At 68.9% G+C, this 18324-nt stretch carries 14 protein-coding genes and 2 pseudogenes; 11 read left to right on the top strand and 5 right to left on the bottom strand.

The genetic code is table 11. From position 1 onward, the window contains the following. Positions 1–26 precede the first annotated feature (26 nt). From BTE28158_RS09160 to BTE28158_RS09150, 3 genes and pseudogenes are all read left to right on the top strand, one after another. Positions 27–1052, top strand: coding sequence for a DedA family protein/thiosulfate sulfurtransferase GlpE (locus BTE28158_RS09160; RefSeq protein ID WP_059599472.1), 1026 nt, complete (start codon positions 27–29; stop codon positions 1050–1052). A gap of 45 nt (positions 1053–1097) precedes the next feature. After that, positions 1098–1550, top strand: a pseudogene (locus tag BTE28158_RS09155) (amino acid permease); the annotation flags it as partial. Between the two features lie 251 nt (positions 1551–1801). Then, complete coding sequence (locus BTE28158_RS09150; protein WP_124623959.1) at positions 1802–2737, top strand: universal stress protein; 936 nt, start codon at positions 1802–1804, stop codon at positions 2735–2737. A gap of 502 nt (positions 2738–3239) precedes the next feature. Here BTE28158_RS09150 and BTE28158_RS09145 read toward each other — a convergent pair. Continuing rightward, entirely contained in the window at positions 3240–3650 is a 411-nt protein-coding gene (locus BTE28158_RS09145) for a hypothetical protein (RefSeq protein ID WP_124900788.1), read from the bottom strand. A 586-nt stretch (positions 3651–4236) separates the two neighbouring features. On the opposite strand from BTE28158_RS09145, the gene BTE28158_RS09140 reads away from it, so the two are divergent. Both BTE28158_RS09140 and BTE28158_RS09135 read left to right on the top strand, forming a co-directional pair. Then, a complete protein-coding gene (locus tag BTE28158_RS09140; RefSeq protein WP_059599439.1) occupies positions 4237–4491 on the top strand; it encodes a DUF3562 domain-containing protein in 255 nt (84 codons plus the stop codon). 248 nt (positions 4492–4739) lie between these two features. Next, positions 4740–6539 (top strand): methyl-accepting chemotaxis protein, encoded by a 1800-nt coding sequence (locus tag BTE28158_RS09135; RefSeq protein ID WP_151047896.1) that lies wholly within the window; start codon positions 4740–4742, stop codon positions 6537–6539. Positions 6540–6592: 53 nt separating this feature from the next. Here the strand turns inward: BTE28158_RS09135 and BTE28158_RS09130 are convergent. Beyond that, positions 6593–7631: pseudogene (locus BTE28158_RS09130) on the bottom strand (sigma-54 interaction domain-containing protein). 354 nt (positions 7632–7985) lie between these two features. On the opposite strand from BTE28158_RS09130, the gene BTE28158_RS09125 reads away from it, so the two are divergent. Further along, positions 7986–9947 (top strand): hybrid sensor histidine kinase/response regulator, encoded by a 1962-nt coding sequence (locus BTE28158_RS09125; protein WP_151047897.1) that lies wholly within the window; start codon positions 7986–7988, stop codon positions 9945–9947. A 100-nt stretch (positions 9948–10047) separates the two neighbouring features. Then, the gene (locus tag BTE28158_RS09120) at positions 10048–10677 is read left to right on the top strand and encodes a DUF4142 domain-containing protein (RefSeq protein WP_151047940.1); all 630 of its coding nucleotides are present in this window, start codon (positions 10048–10050) and stop codon (positions 10675–10677) included. Positions 10678–10711: 34 nt separating this feature from the next. Here the strand turns inward: BTE28158_RS09120 and BTE28158_RS09115 are convergent, their stop codons facing one another. The 3 genes from BTE28158_RS09115 to BTE28158_RS09105 form a co-directional block, all read right to left on the bottom strand. Further along, on the bottom strand, positions 10712–11212 hold the full coding sequence (locus BTE28158_RS09115) for a PRC-barrel domain-containing protein (RefSeq protein WP_151047898.1): 501 nt from the start codon (positions 11210–11212) through the stop codon (positions 10712–10714). A 63-nt stretch (positions 11213–11275) separates the two neighbouring features. Continuing rightward, a complete protein-coding gene (locus BTE28158_RS09110; protein ID WP_124623976.1) occupies positions 11276–11707 on the bottom strand; it encodes a CBS domain-containing protein in 432 nt (143 codons plus the stop codon). Between the two features lie 339 nt (positions 11708–12046). Next, positions 12047–12295: a hypothetical protein gene (locus tag BTE28158_RS09105; protein ID WP_124900792.1), complete on the bottom strand. Its 249-nt coding sequence runs from the start codon at positions 12293–12295 to the stop codon at positions 12047–12049. Between the two features lie 520 nt (positions 12296–12815). Here BTE28158_RS09105 and BTE28158_RS09100 point away from each other — a divergent pair. The 4 genes from BTE28158_RS09100 (at position 12816) to BTE28158_RS09085 (ending at position 18310) form a co-directional block, all read left to right on the top strand. After that, positions 12816–13127 carry an ATP-binding protein gene (locus tag BTE28158_RS09100; RefSeq protein WP_044843100.1) on the top strand — a complete coding sequence of 104 codons (312 nt, stop codon included), beginning with the start codon at positions 12816–12818 and terminating at the stop codon, positions 13125–13127. Between the two features lie 207 nt (positions 13128–13334). Beyond that, positions 13335–14213 (top strand): MipA/OmpV family protein, encoded by an 879-nt coding sequence (locus BTE28158_RS09095; protein ID WP_151047900.1) that lies wholly within the window; start codon positions 13335–13337, stop codon positions 14211–14213. A gap of 105 nt (positions 14214–14318) precedes the next feature. Beyond that, positions 14319–16013, top strand: a complete 1695-nt coding sequence (locus BTE28158_RS09090; RefSeq protein WP_151047901.1) for a VRR-NUC domain-containing protein — start codon at positions 14319–14321, stop codon at positions 16011–16013. Further along, positions 16010–18310 carry an ATP-dependent DNA helicase gene (locus BTE28158_RS09085; protein WP_151047902.1) on the top strand — a complete coding sequence of 767 codons (2301 nt, stop codon included), beginning with the start codon at positions 16010–16012 and terminating at the stop codon, positions 18308–18310. Before BTE28158_RS09090 ends, BTE28158_RS09085 begins: the two co-directional genes overlap by 4 nt. Positions 18311–18324 lie beyond the last annotated feature (14 nt).

The raw sequence follows: 18324 nt of genomic DNA, 5'->3' as shown, positions 1-18324 counted from the left end.
TCAGCATGTCTTTCAGGAGCGCCGCCGTGTGGCACTTTCCCATTGCGATTCCCTCGTCGCTCGGCCCGTGGGCCGTGTTCGCGAGCGTACTGATCACGCAGCTCGGCGTGCCGGTGCCGGCCGTGCCGATGCTGATTCTCGGCGGTACGATGGCGGCGATGGGGCAGGCGTCCTGGACAAGCATGTTCGCGGCGGCGATCGGCGCGACGATGCTTGCCGATTCGCTGTGGTTCTTCATGGGCCGCACGCGCGGCCGTCGCTTGCTGAACGGCCTCGTGCGATTCTCGCTGTCGCTCGACACGACGCTGCGCTTCGCGCGTAATGTATTCGAAAGATACGGCGCGCCGCTGCTCGTCCTCTCCAAATTCCTGCCGGGCCTCGGCCTCGTGTCGGCGCCGCTGCTCGGCACGACCGCGATCGGCATCGGCGTGTTCCTGTTCTGGGATCTGGCCGGTGCGTCGCTGTGGGCTGCGTTCTGGCTCATCGGCGGCGCGGCCGTGCATGACCAGATCGTGCAGTTCGTGCTGTGGGTGCGCGCGAGCGGCGGTACGATCCTCGACGCGTTTCTCGCGATCTTCATCACGTTCCTGCTCTACCGCTGGGTGCGCCGCGTGCAGTTCCGGCGCTACCTCGCGCAGGTGCGCATCTCCCCGCCGCAGCTCGTCGAAATGATGACATCGAACGAGCCGCCGCTGATCTTCGATGCGCGGCCGCGCGCGATTCGCGAACGCGAGCCGTATCGGATCGCCGGCGCGGTGCCGGTCGATCTCGATTCGCCGGACCTGCTGGATCCGGAGCTGCTGAAGCGGCCGATCGTCGTGTATTGCGTGTGCCCGAACGAGGCAACGGCGAAGCGTCTGATCGCGAAGATGCAGCGCAAGAAGATGCTTCACAACATCAAGGCGCTGAAGGGCGGGCTCGACGCGTGGGAGAAGCACGGCTATCCGGTCGAGCCGCTGCCGGCCGATCTCGATTCATCGAGGTATTTCGTGCGGCCCGAGCATACGGCGCTCGCAGGCGAATATACGGTGCGGGCGACATTGTCGAAATAAATCGTGCGCGGGATTCCGCGCACATCCCGATTTCGCCTCCGATTTCACACTTTCGCGCAGCAGGGCCAGGCGCCGGCGAGCCTCGGTCGCGTGAACCGCAACGGTGTGCCGGTGTACGGCGTCGCCGTGTCGGTCGCGCTGCTGCTGATCGGCGTGCTGCTCAACTATCTGGCGCCGCAGCAGGTGTTCACGTGGCTGACGTCGGTGTCGACGTTCGGTGCGATCTGGAGGTGGTGCGTGATCCTGATCGCGCAGATGCGCTTTCGCCGCACGCTGTCGGCCGACAGGATCGCGCGCCTGCCGATCCGCGTGCCGTTCTATCCGCTCGGCTCGTTCATTGCGCTCGGGTTTCTCGCGCTGGTCGTCGTGCTGATGGCATTCACGCCGGACACGCGTGTGGCGCTCGTGATCGGCCCGGCGTGGATCGTGCTGCTCGGCATCGCATACGCGGTGTTCTATGCGAACCGCGCGGGCGCGCCCGCGTCGACGAAGTCGTAAGCAAACCGGGCAAAAGTCGCCGCGCCGCGCGCCGAACGCGCCCGGCGGCGCATCGCGGCCCGCACGCGTATTGATCGCGATCATGCACGTGGGGGCCGGACGACATATGCTGTTTGAATCGCTTGTCCACGCTTCGCGTGGCCGTCCGCCGTTCCCTGCGACCGCGTCGGCCGTTCGTCCGCCGCGCGCAGCCGCCCGCGCGAAGCTCCGGTCGTCGTCCGCGACGACGCGTCCGCCAGGAGACCTTCGCCATGCAATCCAGCCCGACCATCCCGCCGCTCGCTCGAATTTCGCTGGCCGTCGACCTGACGCCGGAGTCGCTGGCCGCCGCGCGCTACATGCGCACGCTGCTGCGTCCCGGCATGCAGGTGCGCATCGTCTGCGCGATCGACAATCCGCGTCTCGTGCTGCCCGACATTCCGCGCGTCGACGCGCTGCTGACCTCGGCGCGCGAGGAGATGACGCGCGAAGCGCAGGCCACGCTCGAGCGCATCGCGGCACTGTTCGCCGGGAGCGGCGCGGAGATCGAACAGGTGATCATCGATACGTCGGTCACGGGCGGCACGGTGGCTGATGCACTCGCGAACGACACGTCGGCATCGCACGCCGACGTGCTCGTGGTCGGCGCCAATCCGCACCACGGACTGTTGCGGCTCGTCGAGGGCGCGGTGTCCGACACGCTGGCCTCGCGCGCACGCTGCGCGCTGCTGATCGTACCCGCCAACTACACGCGGCCGTCGGAAGGACCGCTGCAGCGCCTGATGTTCGCCGTGGACGGCAGCGAGCCGTCGCTGCATGCAGTGCGCGTCGGGCTCGGCTTCGCGGCGCCGACGACGCTGCTGTATGCGGCCTATGTCGTCGATCGCGCGGTTCGTCTGACGGATCTCGTGCCGGTGCGCGCGCTCGAGGATGCGTATCGCGCGGAGGGCGAGGATGCGCTGGCGCGGATCGGCCCGCTGTTCCATGCAACGGGGAACCCGACCAAGCGCGGCATTGTCGAAACGCGGCCGACCAGCGACGACGTCGCCCATGCGCTGATGCGCGACGCGGTGCACTGGCATGCGGAATTGCTGGTGGTCGGCACGCACGGCCGGCGCGGCATTGCGGCCTGGCTGATCGGCAGCGTGGCGCGCCGGATCGCGCATCTCGCGCAGGTGCCGGTGCTGCTCGTACGCGGCGCGGAGTGAAAATCGCGACGCAATGGTGGCGAAGCGGACTTTCGTTGATCTGGATCAGAATCGCCGTGCGCCTCGCATGAGATGGTGACAGAACGTCCGGGGCGGCGGGTTGCGCGTCGTCCGTGTGCGACGCGGCGATTCGACACGTCGGGTGCAGAACCGCGCGAACGGGCGCATATCCGACGCCGTTGTTCGCGCTTCAAGCGATTTCCGGGCTCGTGCCACGCAGCGCGTGGCGCATCAGCCGATCACGAACTCTCTGGCGCGAGGGTAGGCAGCCGACGGCTGCCTTGGAACGACGGACGGGGTGATTTTCACCCCGTCCGCTTCCTGGCCCCGTGCAAACTACTTTCCTCGCAGGTATTGTTTTGCTCGATGCCGCCGTGCGGAACGGCGTGTGGCGACACGCGATGTGCTGGCGCGCAGCGGTCGTTGCCGATTGGCGTGACAGCCTTCGTCTCCATCGCGCTGCCCCCGTGCCGCATCGGCTGCGTTCGGCTTCTTTCGGCTTTTACACGCGGTGAGGCGCTCGCAGGTCGTGCCGGCTGCGGGCGCCGCGGCATACGCGTGCGCGCCGGCGCACGCCATGCAGCCGTCCTCGTCCGCCCGGCATGCGATTGCGCAACCGTGGCCAGCCGGGGCGCGTCTTTCGGCGCGGCCTCACGACGACCGGTGCGTCGGCGCCGGCCCGCGCGCAGAGGGCGGCGGCGAAGCGCTGCAGCGCGAGCACCGACCCCGCGACACTCTGGTATTTCTCGCGGCCGATCTGCCCGTCGAGCGTGACGAGCAAGCCCGATTCGCGCGCGAGCGCGAGCAACGCGTCGAGATCGTCGGGCGGGCGGATTGCGACCGGCGCGGCAGTCGCGAACAGCATGCGCGTGCGCCGCTGTCCGTCCCGCGCCGGGAAGTTGCGATGGGCCATGATGGTCTCCTGCGCCCGACCCCGCGTGCCGGCTCGATGGCCGGCTGAGCGATGACCGGGTATGAACGCTTTGTTCATGATGTCAGTATCCGCCGGCCAGGCCGCGTTGCCAATCGGCGCGGGCTGAAGTCGCTGTCAGACATTGCGCGCGCGGTATCGGAATCCGCTGACACGCAGGGCCGACGATCGGTTGCGGTGGCGCAAGGCGGGCCGTCACGCGATGTGCGGCACCCCGATCCGGTGCATTCGAACAGACGAATCGCGGCCGGTGATCATCGCTTGACGCGGGATTTCGGCCGGTCTAAGTTTCCCGTTGCATCGGCGTCGCGCGACGGTTCGTCGTACGCGCGATCGGCGGTGCCGCGCCTCGGGGGGCGTGGGCAATCCTTCCAGTCATTCGCCGGCCACGCGCGCCGCGAATCCAGCGCACGAGCCGATCCAGCGACGGATCGGCGCGGCGGCACGCGACGTGCCGTTGATCGCGCGCAAACACGCTTCGGCGCATCGTACGCCGGGCGGCTTTCCAGTCTCTAATCTTCCGGTAGTGTCATTTTCCTTTCGTTCCTCGACCGTCAGGAGCTCGTCGATGTCACAGGACAATCTGCTTGATGCTTTGAAGGCCGTCGCCGAAGAGCGCGCGATCGGCGCCGACCAGTTGCGCACGATGCTCGACGACGAAGTGCGGGCGTTGTCGTCCGATGCCCGCGTGCACGACTACATCCACGTGTTCGCGATCCGCCACCTGCGCGAACGGATGCGCAGACAGGACGAACTCGAGCGCGACACGCCAGCCAGTACGCCGAACCGGGAGCCGGATACGAGTACCAGTCGGCGTTTGTAAGGAGGCCCGCCGCGGCCAGCGCCACTGACGCCGGGACCGCGGCCGACTGCCGACCGACGCCGACGCGCAGGCATGCCGTATCGGCAACCGCTGCGCGCAAGCGCGCCCCCAACGCCCCCGCGGCCGCCGGCGTTTTTCGTCATACGTTTCATCGAATCGACACAACGGCCTCAAGTTCGCGGCGCGAATGCCGTTTACCCGGTGAATTCGTCCACCGGGCGTTCGCGCTCCCTTACCGAGTCGTTGCCATGCTCTCGTCCCTCCGCACCCGCATTCTTGCAGCGTGCGTCGCCATCGTCGTATTCGCGCTCGTCGCCACCACGCTGATCAATTACTTCATCGCACGCACGTACAACGACGATGCGATCGACCGAAACTTGAGATCCGTCGCCAGCGGCCACGTGGTCGGCATCGGCGACTGGGTCGCGACCCGAAGCCGGATGATCGCGTCGCTGCAGGACGCCGCGCTGTCGCCCGATCCGCTGCCGGTGTTCAAGCAGATGGCCGCGGCCGGCGGCTTCACGAATGTGTACGCGGGCTATGCGGACAAGACGTTCCGTTTCTCCGACCCCACCGGCATCCCGCCCGACTACGATCCGACCGGCCGCCCGTGGTACAAGCAGGCCGCACAGGCCGGCAAGCCGGTCGTCACGCCGCCGTACGTCGATGCGGGAACCGGCAACCTGGTCGTCACGTTCGCGGTTCCGATCCTGCGCGACGGCGCGCTGAAGGGTGTCGTCGCGGCCGACGTCGCGATGGACAGCGTGATCGCGAACGTGAAGTCGATCCACCCGACGCCCGCGAGCTTCGGGATGTTGATCGACAGCAGCGGCCACGTCGTCGCGCATCCGGACGCGAAGCTCACGCTGAAGCCGGTCGCCGACGTGTCGCCTGATCTCGGCGGCATGGGCGCCGCGTCGCTCGCCGCGGCCGCCGCGCCGGTCGAAGTGCACGTGGGGGGCGACGCGAAGCTGGTGCGCGCGCAGGCCGTGCCGGGCACCGACTGGTACGCGCTGGTCCTGCTCGACAAATCGGAAGCGACGGCAGGGATGCGCTCGCTGCTGACCGCGTCGCTGATCACGCTGGTGGTGATCGTGGGCGTCGCGTCGCTGATCGTCGGCGCGATCACGGCAACCGCGTTCCGCCGGCTGTCGCAGGTGCGCCAGGCGATGGCGTCGATCGGCTCGGGCACCGGCGACCTGACGCAGCGCCTGCCGGCGGAAGGCCGCGACGAAGTCGCCGACATCGCGCGCTCGTTCAACAGCTTCGTCGACAAACTGAACGACGTGATGCGGCAGATCCGCGACGCGAGCGAATCGGTGCGCACGGCCGCGAACGAAATCGCGGCGGGCAACCAGGACCTGTCGTCGCGGACCGAATCGGCGGCGGCGAGCCTCGAGGAAACGGCTGCATCGATGGAAGAGATCACCGCGACGGTCGGCCAGTCGGCGGCCGCTGCCAGCCAGGCCGACGAACGGGCGGCCGCCGCGTCGCGCATCGCGTCGCACGGCGGCGTGGTCGTGTCGGACGTGGTGTCGACGATGGGGAAGATCGAGGAAGCGTCGGGCCGGATCGGCGACATCATCGGCGTGATCGACGGGATCGCGTTCCAGACCAACATCCTCGCGCTGAACGCGGCGGTGGAAGCCGCGCGTGCCGGCGAGCAAGGGCGCGGTTTCGCGGTCGTCGCGCAGGAAGTGCGCAGTCTCGCGCAACGCAGCGCGCAGGCCGCGCGCGAGGTGAAAGTGCTGGTCGAGTCGACGGTGGCGAGCGTGTCGGCCGGGTCGGGACAGGTGCGCCAGGCCGGCGACACGATGCGTGAAATCGTGTCGAACGTCGCCAATGTGACGACGATCATCTCCGAGATCACGCACGCGGCGAACGAGCAGACGCGCGGCATCCAGGAGGTGAACCGCGCGGTCACGCAGCTCGACGAAATGGTGCAGCAGAACGCGGCGCTCGTCGAGCAATCGACCGCTGCGGCGACCGCGCTGCAGACGCAGGCGAACGCGCTCGCGACGACGGTCGGGCAGTTCAAGGTCGCGTGACCTGCATCGCGTGATGCGGGCCGGATCGCTGCGCGCCACGCGCGCGGCGACGCTCAGCCGTGGCCGCCGTCGCGCATCAGCGCCAGCCGGTTGTAGAGCGTTTTCAGGCTGATGCCGAGCGCTTTCGCCGCTTGCGGCTTGTTGCCGTCGAAGTGCCGTAGCGTCGCCGCGATGAAACGCTGCTGCGCGTGGTGCAGCGTCGCGCCGAGCGGTAGCGCCATCGCATCGTCCGACGTATGGTCGGGCAACATCGTCGGCTTGGGCAGCGCGACGTCGATGCCGTCGTCCGCGAGGATGTACGCGCGCTCGATCGTGTTGTGCAGCTCGCGCACGTTTCCTGGCCACGAATACGCACGCAGCGCGGCGATCGCCGCGTCGGTCAGGCGCTTGTGCGAGTGGTGCCGCACGTTGAGCGCATCGACAAGCTCGTGCGCGATCGCCTCGACGTCGCCGTTGCGCTGGCGCAGCGGCGGCACGTACAGCGCGAACGCGGCGAGACGGTAGAACAGGTCCTCGCGCAGCCGGCCGTCGCGCACGGCTTCGGCGGGATTGTGACGGGTCGCCGACACGATGCGCACGTCGAGTGGAATCGACTCGGTGCCGCCGACCCGCACGATCGTGTTCGATTCGAGCGCGCGCAGCAGCTTCACCTGCAGCGACGCGGGCATCTCCGCGATCTCGTCGAGCAGCAGCGTGCCGCCGAACGCGGCTTCGAAGAACCCTTCGCGTTGCGCGATCGCGCCGGTGAAGCTGCCTTTCTCGTGACCGAACAATTGCGCTTCGGCGATGTCCGCCGGAATCGCGCCGCAGTTGACGGGGACGAATGGTCCGTCGCATCGCGCGCTCAGATCGTGCAGTCGCCGCGCGACGATATCCTTGCCGACCCCGCTTTCGCCGGCAATCATCACGCTGGCGCGGGTCGGAGCGATTTTCTCGATACGGCCGAGCAGCGTGCGCATCGCCGCGGAGCGGCCGGACAGCCGGCGCGCGTCGGCGCGTGGCTTCGGACGGTTTGCAGAGTCGACCATAGGTGTTCAGCGGGCCGTTTTGAAAATCGGCACCGCGCACTCCCTTCTTTGCAATATCTATCATCGACAGCGAAACCGCACGGAAGGTGCCGCGATTTAGAAAATTCCAATGTCGGGTGCGACGACGGAAGAAATATGCGATCGCTAGGGCACGATGCCGACAGGCGGCTGCCGATGCCGCCCCATGGTGCTTTTTTACAGCCGAGGTATGAAAAATCGAAACACGCCTGCCATCGCGTTCTCGGCAAACGCGACCGGCGGCTGAGCGGCGGCGCGACGGTACGTGCAACCCCCGGCTTTGCCGCGAAGTCGCCACGCGCCATGCGGCGGGTACGCGCGTTGCGAAGGCTCGTAGGCTCGCCCGGTCCACTCGAGGGCAGATCGTCGAGCGACGGTCGCAGGGCGATGCAGGGAAACGATGAGAACCTTTACCCGCGAGCTGTTTCGGCAGGGCGCATGGGTCGTGCTGGCCGTCGGGCTGGCGTCCGCGCTGCAAGTGTGGGCGATTCACGCCGTCGGGATGCGTGAACCGTTTGCACCGCTGCCTTTCTACGTCGGTGTCGCGGCCGCGGCCTGGCTGACGTCGTTCGGCGGCGGTCTGGCCGCGACCGCCGCGAGCGCGGCCGTGATCGGCGCGTTGTGGTGGCGCGACGTGCCGCTGCTCGCGCTGCTGACGCGGGCCGGCGTCTTCGTTGCGATCGGTTTCGTCGAATGCATGCTCGTGCTGGCCGTCAAGCCGCTGCTCGCGAACGACCGGCTGCGCGGAGCCGACGATACCGAAGACGATGACGCGCGCCCGGCGAGCCGCGAACCGGCGCGCGCCCCGCTCGCACTCGACGACATCCTGCTGCGCCGCGTGGTCGACGCATCGCCCGACGCGATCGTCGGCGTCGATGCCGCACGGCGGATCACGAGCTGGAACCCGGCGGCGCGACGCCTCTTCGGCATCGACGTCTCGGCGGTGATCGGACACGACGTCACGACGTTGATCGCGCCGCGCTGGCTGCGGCTGCATCCCGTTCCTGCGTCGTTCGCGAACGCGCGCGCGCCCACCGGCCCACTCGACATCCTGTGTGTACGTCGCGACGGTGGCCGCTTTCGCGCGACCTTCGCGGCAGCGCCGATCGTCGACGCGCAAGGCAACTGCACCGGCCTGTCGATGACGCTGCGCGAGGCGCACGAACGCCGCGACGAGCGGCGCGAACTGCGCTCGCTGCGCGGCGTGCGCGACGCGCGCGTGCAGGCCGACGAATCGAACCGGTTGAAGGACGAACTGCTGGCGACCGTGTCGCATGAATTGCGCACGCCGCTGAACGTGATCTACGGCTGGGTCGAGGTGCTGCGCAGCGCCGACGCCCAGGGCCTGGCGCATCAGGCGATCGACGCGATCGATCGGAGCGCGCGGTCGCTGTCGCGGATGGTCGGCGACCTGCTCGACGCGTCATCGTTCGCGACGGGCCGGATGCGGCTCGAACGCACGCCCGTCGACCTGGTGCGCGCCGTGAACGAGGCAGTGCGCGAGCTGGACGCGAGCGCGGAGGCGAACGGACTCGAACTGTCGACCGCGTGCGCGATGTCCAACTGCGTGATCTACGCGGACGGCGAGCGCATTCGTCAGGTGCTGTCGAACCTGCTGTCGAACGCGATCAAGTTCACGCTGCCGGGCGGCCACGTCAAAGTGTCGCTGACCCGGGCCGGCGCGCGCGTGCGGCTGTCGGTCGCCGATACGGGGCAGGGCATTTCCGCGGATCGCCTGCCGCATCTGTTCGATACGTTCAACCGGCCGGAAGGCGCGTCCGCGTCGCCGAAACGCGGCCTCGGGCTCGGCCTGTCGATCGTGCGCAACATCGCGCGGCTGCACGGCGGCGAGGTGGCGGCCGCGAGCGAAGGCGTCGGGCGTGGCACGACCGTGACCGTCATGCTGCCGGTGGACTGGCGCGCGGACGATCTGATCGGCCAGCCCTCACGGCCGAGCGGGGCGTCGACGGCGGTGGCGCTCGACGGCCAGCGCGTGCTGGTGGTCGACGACGATGCGACGTCGCGCGAGAGTCTTGCGGCGGCGCTCGAAACGCTGGGTGCCCAGGTGTCGACCGCGCAATCGGGGCGCGACGCGCTCGACGTGGTCGCGCGGCAGCACCCGAGCGTCGTGCTGTCCGATCTCGCGATGCCGGACGGCGACGGCTTCTGGCTGCTCGACCACATCCGCCATTTGCCGAACGCCGGCGGGCGTCTGCCCGTCGTCGCGGTAACCGCACACGCGGGCGCGGACCGGAACCGCGTGATGGCCGCCGGCTTCGACGCGTTTCTCGGCAAGCCGGTCGACATGCCGACACTGGCCAGCGTGATCGTCGACGTGGCGGCCGCCGGACGGCACCGCTGACGCCCGGCGGCCTCCGCAACACCCGCCAGGAGGCGCGATGAAGAGATCGAACAACACGCAGCGCGACGACCCGGGCGGCAAGCCGGCGCGCTCCGGGCGCATGCCGCTGATCGTGCGGATCCCGTTCGCCGGAAATGGCTGCTTGCTCGTATCGGGCGTGCTCGCCGCGTTCTGCGCGTCGGCATTCACGCCGGCGCATGCGCAGGCGCCGCCAGCATCGTCCGTTCATGTCGCGCCGGGCGTCGTCCGTCCCGGCGAGACCGCCGACGAGGCGGACATGACGCGGCGGCCGAACGGCATCGACGCGGAATTCGTCGACAAGGCAGGCATCGTCGGCAAGACGGCGCTGGAGGCGAGCCAGCTCGCGCTCGATCGGTCGTCGAATCCGGACGTGAAGGCCTTCGCGCGCCGGATGGTGGACGATCACGTTCGCATGGCCGCGGAATTGCGCCGGCTCGGCGCGCAAAAGGGCCTGCCCGTGCAGACGCGCATGCTGGTCGATCCTGGGCTGACGGCCCTGCGAACCATGCGTGGCGACGCATTCGACAAGGGTTACATCGCGCTGGCGGGACCGAACGCGCACGAGGCGGCGATCAGGGTCTACGAAGCCGAAGCGCGCAACGGTCACGACCCGCAGCTTCGCGCGTTCGCGGCAGACACGCTGTCGACGCTGAAGGCGCACCTGCGCGCCGCGCGCGCGCTCGAGCGTTCGATCGCGGCCGCGCACTGATCCGCACGGCGGCCGCGCGCGTCTGTCGCGTCGGTCAGTGGCGTCGCGTGCCGCTCTCCGGGCCGTTCGGAGACGCCTCGTATGGCGGCGAGTCGAGCGCCGTCTCGCCTTCCTCGATCAGCCAGTACGGCGACGCGCCGTAGTGCGCGTGCAGCGCCTCGGCCCACGCGGGATCGGCCATCGCCGGCCAGCGGTCCTTCTCGAAGCCCGGTGCGTCGCGCACCCGTTCGGTCGGAACGGGCAGCACGAAGCAGCGGCGCTCGACGTCGAGCGTCAGCACGTTCCACGGCACCGCGAGCAGCTTGTCGCCGATCCCGGCAAATCCGCCCGACGACACGACCGCGTACGCGATCCGGCCCGAGTGGACGTCGAGCATGATGTTCGTGACCTTGCCGATGTCGTCGCCGTCGATCGTCAGCACGCGATCGTTTTCCAGCGTGCCGGCGGCCATCACGTCCGGCCCCGGCCCGCCGGCCGAACGGCCGCGGTCGCCGACAATGCGCGCCTGCGTGCGCGACGGTCTGTCCGTTGTCATCGCTTTTCTCCTGGTCGAAGCGCACGGCGCATACGGCGCGCGGGCTGCACGGATGGGGGGCGCTCAGCGGCGGCGCGGCAGGGACACGTCCTCGAGCGTATTCGCCAACTCGTCGCGTGCCGGGCCGCCCGCGCGCGTCGCGATGTCGCCGAGCGACACCATGCCGACGATCTGGTGGTTGGCGTCGAGCACCGGCATCCGATGCAGTTGTATGTCGGCCATCCGCTGCTGCACGTCGCCGACGCCGTCGTCCTCGACGCACCACTGCACCGGCGCCGATGCGACCACTTTCACGGGGGTATCGGGCGGATGCCCGCGCGACAGCGCGCGTACCGCAAGGTCGCGGTCCGTCACGATCGCGACGAGCCCGGTGCCGTCGCACACCGGCAGCACGCCGATGTCGAAGCGCTGCATCAATTCGGCTGCATGGCGAATCGTGTCGGTGGGCGCGACGCACACCACGTCGCGCGACATGATTTCATTGACGCGATACATGAACGCCTCCTTCGTGAGCGAGACGATGCGGGAGCAGGACGCGTGCCGCGTTCAATCGACAGGTGCCGGACCTGCGCGGCCGTGCCACGGAGAAATTTGCCAGCCGGGTTGTACATCTTCCACGGCGGCAGCCGTGGCCGGGCCGCGCGCTGCGCTCAGTGGCCGACGCCCGTCATCACGACGATGGCGAGCACCAGCGCGCTCTCGATCGCGGCCAGCGCCGCGACGCCCGCGGCACCGCTGACTTCGTGCCATGCACGTTCAATGCGTTTCATCAGTTCGCTCCGGTTGAGCCGGCCCGTTGCCGCGCTGCCGCGCATCGCGGGCCGGGTGCCGCCGTCAGCCGTGATCGCGGGGCGGTGGCGGGGCGTCGGGCGCGCGACGTTCGCGCTCGCCTGACGGCCTGGCGGGGTCGATGCGGGTTGCGCCGCCGACGGCGGGCGGATCGCTTGCCGGGAACGTCTCCTCGAGCCCTTCGTCGATGCGTTCCTCCGTCTTGTCTTCGGACGGCTTGCGCGACGTGGCCAGCGGGAGCGGGCCGGCAGCCGGTGACACGGCGTTGCGGCTGCCGGGGGCGGATGCGGTCATGATCGAACCTCCTTACGGGTACGAGGATCGCAAGCGCCGTGCCCGCGCGGCGCGGGCGGCATGACGCTTGCAGTCGTCGAGGCGGCCGGGCGGGCGACCATTCGGGCTGCCCGCAGCCGGTATGGACGAGAGGACATCGTGATGATTGAACCCAGGGAAAGGATACGTTACGACGCGAGCGTGTGTAGCGGCGATTTCCGTGATGTGCGCGAACGGTTCGACACATGCGCGGCGGCCCCGCCGGGCAGGCACACCCGTTGCGCGTGCTCGCCACGCCAATCGACACGCGCGAGCCGCCGCGCAGGAGTGACATGAGCACGCGATCCATGCTGCACCGTCCCGAGCCGACGCCCGACGTCGATCCCGACCCGGCGCTGCCCGAGCACGACGATCCGTTCGATCCGCCCGTGCCCCCGGGGCAGCCGCTAGGCGATCCGCCATCGCAGCCGCCGCCGATGCGCATGCCGGGCGGGCACAGCCAACCACGGCCGGCCGAGCGAACACTGAAAGGAGGACCATCATGGACATTCACGTGCAATCGCCCGACAAGCGCGCGATCGCCCAAGTGCTGGGCCGTTATTTCGAGTCGCGTTCGCTGCGCTATCACATCGAGGAGTTGCCGGGCGGCGTGCTGCATATCGGCTTTCGCGCGAGCGGACGCCCGGTCGCGGTCACCGTGTCGTTCGACGACACCGCCTACGACACCTACACGCACTGGGACGCGAGCCAGAAGCAGCTCGCGCTCGGGCGTCTCGCCGACGGCTTCTCGCGCATGATGGCGAAGCGCAGTCCGGCCGCGCTGGCCGGCGACTATCACGTCGAGCGTTTCTGATTCCGCAATCCTGCACCGGTTCATGCCGGAAATCGGCAAAGTGCCCGTGTTCAACGGGCGCTTTGCGGCTTCGCCGCGCGTCGCGTAGGATGATGACAATTCAGCGCACGCTACGTTCGCGCCGTTGGCTGCCTGCCGTTCCAGCCGATCGGGATGCGACGCGCTTTCCCTTAGGTTCGTTTCATGCAACCGACGGAGATCGCCTTGATGACCGTTGCCCGCCCGTTGTTGTCGCCCGGCATCCGCCGGGTCGTGTCCGGCCTGTCGGCCTTCGCCGTGCTGGCGGCGGCAGATGCCCGCGACGCGTCGGCGCAGACGCCTTCGCCGCTCGGCGAATGGCAATACTCGGCAGGCGTCCCGCTGCAGAAGCTGTTCAGCCCGACAGTTCCGACGTGGCAGGTCAGCGTCGGCGCGGCGATGACGCTCCAGCCGCGCTACGCGGGTTCCGATCGCTACCGCGTGATGGGCGGCCCGAATGTGGACGTGCGCTATCGCGACCTGTTCTTCCTGTCGACGGGCGAGGGGCTCGGCGCGAACGTGCTGCGCGGGCCCAACTGGCGCGTGAGCCTGTCGGTGGGCTATGACCTCGGGCGCCGCTCGGCCGACGACCTCGACCACCTGAACGGGCTCGACAACATCAACGCGGCGCCGGTGATGAAGCTCGCGGCCGATTACGTGATCTCGAAGGATTTTCCGCTCGTGCTGCGCGCCGATGTTCGGCGCAGCATCGGCGGCTCGAACGGCTGGATCGGCGATTTCTCCGCGTACGTGCCGATGCCGGGCAGCAACGAGCAGTTCTTCTGGTTCGCCGGGCCGACGGTGTCGTTCGCCGATTCGCGCTACATGAACAGCTGGTTCGGCGTGAACCCGGGTGCGTCCGCGCGTTCGGGGCTGCCGACCTATTCGTCGGGCGCGGGGATGAAGTCGTTCGGCGCCGGCGTGACGATGGTCTGGTTCGTCAACAAGCACTGGTTCGTGACGATGGACGGCGCGATCGAACAGCTCGTCGGCCGCGCAAGGCGCAGCCCGATCACGCAGCAGTCGACGAACGGCGTGTTCGACATGTCGGTGAATTACCAGTTCTGATCGGATCGGCGCCGGAAAGGCGGCCGGAAGGGGCCGCGGCATGCAGCATTTTTCGTCACATTTGATATGATTCCGACCTGTACAAACGTACAGTGATCGATCCCCGTGACGCCTGCATCGCCGACGCCCCCGGCGTTTTACTACCTGACCAATTTCGAACGCGCGCTGGCCTGGCTCGGCGAGCGTTACGACGACCTGCTCGATGCGCGCGAACACGCGTTTCTTCGGGATTTCGCACAGTTGCCAAAAGTGTCGCGCGCGCTGCTCGTGCGCATGCTGATGCGCAGCGGGTCCGACTTCCGTGCGAGCAAGCTCGTGTATGACGAGATCGGCAGCACGCTCGACGCGGCCACGCCACTCGTCGAGCTCGGCTGGGTCGATCCGGCGCCCGCGCTCACGCTCGACGAACTGTTCGCGCTGTCGACCAAGGCCGATCTCCTGAAGGTGTTCCCGTCGCTCGGCGCGCACGCGGGCGAGCGCAAGCCCGACTGGCTCGAACGGCTGCGGCCCGCGCACGACGTGGCGCAGCCGCTCGACGCCTGGTGCGCGCAGACCGACGATTGCGTGCTGCGCGTGACGGTCGGCGCACTGTGCGACCGGCTGCGACTGATGTTCTTCGGCAATCTTCATCAGGACTGGAGCGAATTCGTGCTCGCCGATCTCGGCGTGTTCCAGTACGAAAGCGTGCCGTTCGCGCCGTCGTCTCGCGCGTTCCAGCAGCGCGACGACATCGAGACGTATCTTGCGCTGCAGACCTGCCGCGAAGCACTCGATGCGTGGCCCGACGACCTGCCGTTCGACGCTCTGCTGCAGGCGATCGACGCGGTCGGCTGCGTGCAGCCGTGGCTCGCGACGCGCCGCGCGAAGCTGCTGTTCACGCTCGGGCAGACCTGCGAGCGCCGCGCCGACTGGACCGCCGCGCTGGACGCGTATGTGCGCAGCGCGTGGCCGGGCAGCCGGCACCGGCGCATTCGCGTGCTCGAACGCTGCGGACGCGACGACGATGCGCTCGCGCTGGCGCTCGAGGCGCGCAGCGCCTTCGAAAGCGACGAGGAGCGTCAGCGCGTCGAGCGGATGCTGCCGCGCCTGCAGCGCCGTCTCGGGCTGCGGGTTGAACGCGCGGGCAGCGCGCCTGACGTGCCGCGCGAGACGCTCGTGCTTGCGCGCCCCGACGCGTTCGTCAGCGTCGAATACGCGGTGCGCGATCACCTTGCACGGCCCGACGCGCCGGTTCACTACGTCGAGAACACGCTGATCAATTCGTTGTTCGGGTTGCTGTGCTGGGAGCCCGTGTTCTCGGCCGTGCCCGGCGCGTTCTTTCATCCGTTCCAGCGCGGCCCGGCCGACCTGCACGCACCCGATTTCGCGGTACGCCGCACCGCCGCCTTCGACGGCTGTTTCGCGCAACTCGATTCGGGCGCGTACCGCGACACGATCCGCCGGCACTACGCCACGAAGATGGGGTTGCAATCGCCGTTCGTGTTCTGGGGCGTGCTGACCGACGAACTGCTCGACGAGGCGCTGGCATGCCTGCCGCCCGAGCACCTGCGGCTGTGGTTCACGCGCCTGCTCTCGGATATCCGCGGCAACCGCTCGGGGCTGCCCGACCTGGTCCGTTTCTGGCCCGGCGAGCGGCGCTATGAACTGATCGAGGTGAAGGGCCCAGGCGACCGGCTGCAGGACAACCAGACGCGCTGGCTCGCATACTGCATCGCGCATGCCATGCCGGTGCGCGTCGTCGATGTCGAATGGGCCGGCGCGGGCGTCCGGCAGGACGAAGCGGCGGGGTTGTCCGCATGAGCTATGTCGTCGCGGTGCGGGCGATGTGCGAGTTCACCGCGCGGCGCGGCGATCTCGACTTGCGCTTCACGCCCGCGCCGACCGCGCTCGAAGGCATCGCCGGTCACGGCGCGGTCACGTCGAAGCGCGGCGCACGCTATGAAACCGAGATCGCGCTGACCGGCACATGGGGCACGCTGACCGTGCGCGGGCGCGCGGACGGCTACGATCCCGTCGCGAACCGGCTCGAGGAGATCAAGACCTATCGCGGCAGCCTCGACGCGATGCCGGCCAATCATCGCGCGCTGCACTGGGCGCAGGCGAAGGTCTATGCGCACCTGATGTGCGACGCACGCGGCCTCACGGAAATCGACGTCGCGCTCGTGTATTTCGACATCGTGTCGGAGCGCGAGACCGTGCTGACGGAGACGCTCGGCGCAAGCGCGCTCGCCGCGTTCTTCGCCGAGCAGTGCGCGTGCTTCGTCGGCTGGGCCGAGCGCGAGACCGCGCATCGCGCGGCTCGCGACGCGGCGCTGCGTGCGCTGACGTTTCCGCACGGGCAATTCCGCAGCGGTCAGCGCGAGCTGGCCGTATCCGTCTATCGGGCGGCGCGCGACGAACGCTGCCTGATGGCGCAGGCGCCGACGGGCATCGGCAAGACGCTCGGCACGGTGTTCCCGCTGCTGAAGGCATGCGGTGAAGGCGAGCTCGATCACGTGTTCTTCCTGACCGCGAAAACGCCCGGCCGGGCGCTCGCGCTCGAGGCGGCGACCACGCTTGGGGCCGGCACGCCGGCGCTGCCGCTGCGCGTGCTGGAACTCGTCGCGCGCGACAAGGCGTGCGAGCATCCTGACCGCGCGTGTCACGGCGAATCGTGCCCGCTCGCGCAAGGCTTCTACGACCGGCTGCCGGCGGCGCGCGACGCGGCGATCGCCACCGGGCTGCTCGATCGCGACACTGTGCGCGAGGCGGCCCTCGCACACGACGTCTGTCCGTACTACCTCGCGCAGGAGCTTGCGCGCTGGTCGGACATGATGATCGGCGACTACAACTACTACTACGACGGCAGCGCGATGCTGCATACGCTCGCGCAGCAGAACCAGTGGCGTGTCGGCGTGCTCGTCGACGAGGCGCACAACTTGCTCGATCGCGCCCGCAAGATGTACAGCGCATCGCTCGACCCGTTCGCGTTCGCGGCCGCGCGCGAGGCCGCACCCGCGGCTCTGCGCAAGGCGTTCGACCGGCTCGCGCGCGCGTGGGGCACGCTCAATCGCGCACAGGCCGAGCGCTACGCGGCGTATCCGGAGATTCCCGGCCCGATCGTGACGGCCGTGCAGAACCTCGTCGCGGCGATCGGCGAACACCTGACCGATGCGCCGCGTGCGAATGGCGACGCGCTGTTGCGCTTTCATTTCGAGGCGATCCAGTTCGGTGTGCTCGCCGACGCGTTCGACGGCGCGTCGATCTTCGACGCGACGCTGCACGGCGAGCCGTTGCCGCGCCAGTCCGGGCTCGACGGCGTCGCGCCAGCCGCGCGCCGGCGCCGCATCCAGTCGACGCTGTGCGTGCGCAACGTGATTCCGGCCGGCTTTCTCGCGTCGCGTTACGAAGCCGCGCGCGCGACCGTGCTGTTTTCCGGCACACTGAGCCCGTTTCATTTTTATCGTGACACGCTCGGACTGCCGGCCAACACGGGCTGGCTCGACGTCGACGGGCCGTTCCGCGCCGAACAACTGACCGTGCGCGTCGCGAGCCACGTGTCGACGCGCTGGCGCGACCGCGACCGTTCGCTCGAACCGATCGTGGACCTGATCGCCGCGCAGTATGCGACGCGGCCCGGCAATTACCTCGGTTTTCTCAGCAGCTTCGACTATCTCGGGCGCGTCGTCGCGCTGATGCAGACGCGCCACCCGGACGTGCCCGTGTGGGCCCAGGCGCCCGGCATGGCCGAAAGCGAGCGCGACGCATTTCTCGCGCGCTTCGACGCGGGCGGGCGCGGGGTCGGCTTCGCCGTGCTGGGCGGGGCGTTCTCGGAGGGCGTGGATCTCGTCGGCGAGCGACTGATCGGCGCGTTCATCGCGACGCTCGGGCTGCCGCAGGTCAACGATGTCAACGAACAGATGCGGCGCGCGATGGATGCGCGTTTCGGCAACGGATACGACTACATGTATCTGTACCCGGGTTTGCAGAAGGTCGTGCAGGCGGCCGGACGCGTTATCCGCACCGAACACGACGAGGGCGTCGTGCATCTGATCGACGATCGTTACCGGCGGCGCGAGGTGCGCGATCTGTTGCCGCGGTGGTGGCGGATCGGGTGATCTGCCGGACGGGC

This window comes from Burkholderia diffusa (assembly GCF_902499115.1).
GTDB lineage: Bacteria > Pseudomonadota > Gammaproteobacteria > Burkholderiales > Burkholderiaceae > Burkholderia > Burkholderia diffusa.
Note: the sequence above shows the minus strand (reverse complement) of the source record. Positions and strands in the feature narration are given on the sequence as shown.

Bases quoted from the DNA above. Each gene is read 5' to 3' on its own strand.
- BTE28158_RS09150 (WP_124623959.1), top strand. From the start codon at position 1,802: ATGCAATCCAGCCCGACCATCCCGCCGCTCGCTCGAATTTCGCTGGCC.
- BTE28158_RS09145 (WP_124900788.1), bottom strand. From the start codon at position 3,650: ATGGCCCATCGCAACTTCCCGGCGCGGGACGGACAGCGGCGCACGCGC.
- BTE28158_RS09140 (WP_059599439.1), top strand. From the start codon at position 4,237: ATGTCACAGGACAATCTGCTTGATGCTTTGAAGGCCGTCGCCGAAGAG.
- BTE28158_RS09135 (WP_151047896.1), top strand. From the start codon at position 4,740: ATGCTCTCGTCCCTCCGCACCCGCATTCTTGCAGCGTGCGTCGCCATC.
- BTE28158_RS09125 (WP_151047897.1), top strand. From the start codon at position 7,986: ATGAGAACCTTTACCCGCGAGCTGTTTCGGCAGGGCGCATGGGTCGTG.
- BTE28158_RS09120 (WP_151047940.1), top strand. From the start codon at position 10,048: ATGCCGCTGATCGTGCGGATCCCGTTCGCCGGAAATGGCTGCTTGCTC.
- BTE28158_RS09115 (WP_151047898.1), bottom strand. From the start codon at position 11,212: ATGACAACGGACAGACCGTCGCGCACGCAGGCGCGCATTGTCGGCGAC.
- BTE28158_RS09110 (WP_124623976.1), bottom strand. From the start codon at position 11,707: ATGTATCGCGTCAATGAAATCATGTCGCGCGACGTGGTGTGCGTCGCG.
- BTE28158_RS09105 (WP_124900792.1), bottom strand. From the start codon at position 12,295: ATGACCGCATCCGCCCCCGGCAGCCGCAACGCCGTGTCACCGGCTGCC.
- BTE28158_RS09100 (WP_044843100.1), top strand. From the start codon at position 12,816: ATGGACATTCACGTGCAATCGCCCGACAAGCGCGCGATCGCCCAAGTG.
- BTE28158_RS09095 (WP_151047900.1), top strand. From the start codon at position 13,335: ATGACCGTTGCCCGCCCGTTGTTGTCGCCCGGCATCCGCCGGGTCGTG.
- BTE28158_RS09085 (WP_151047902.1), top strand. From the start codon at position 16,010: ATGAGCTATGTCGTCGCGGTGCGGGCGATGTGCGAGTTCACCGCGCGG.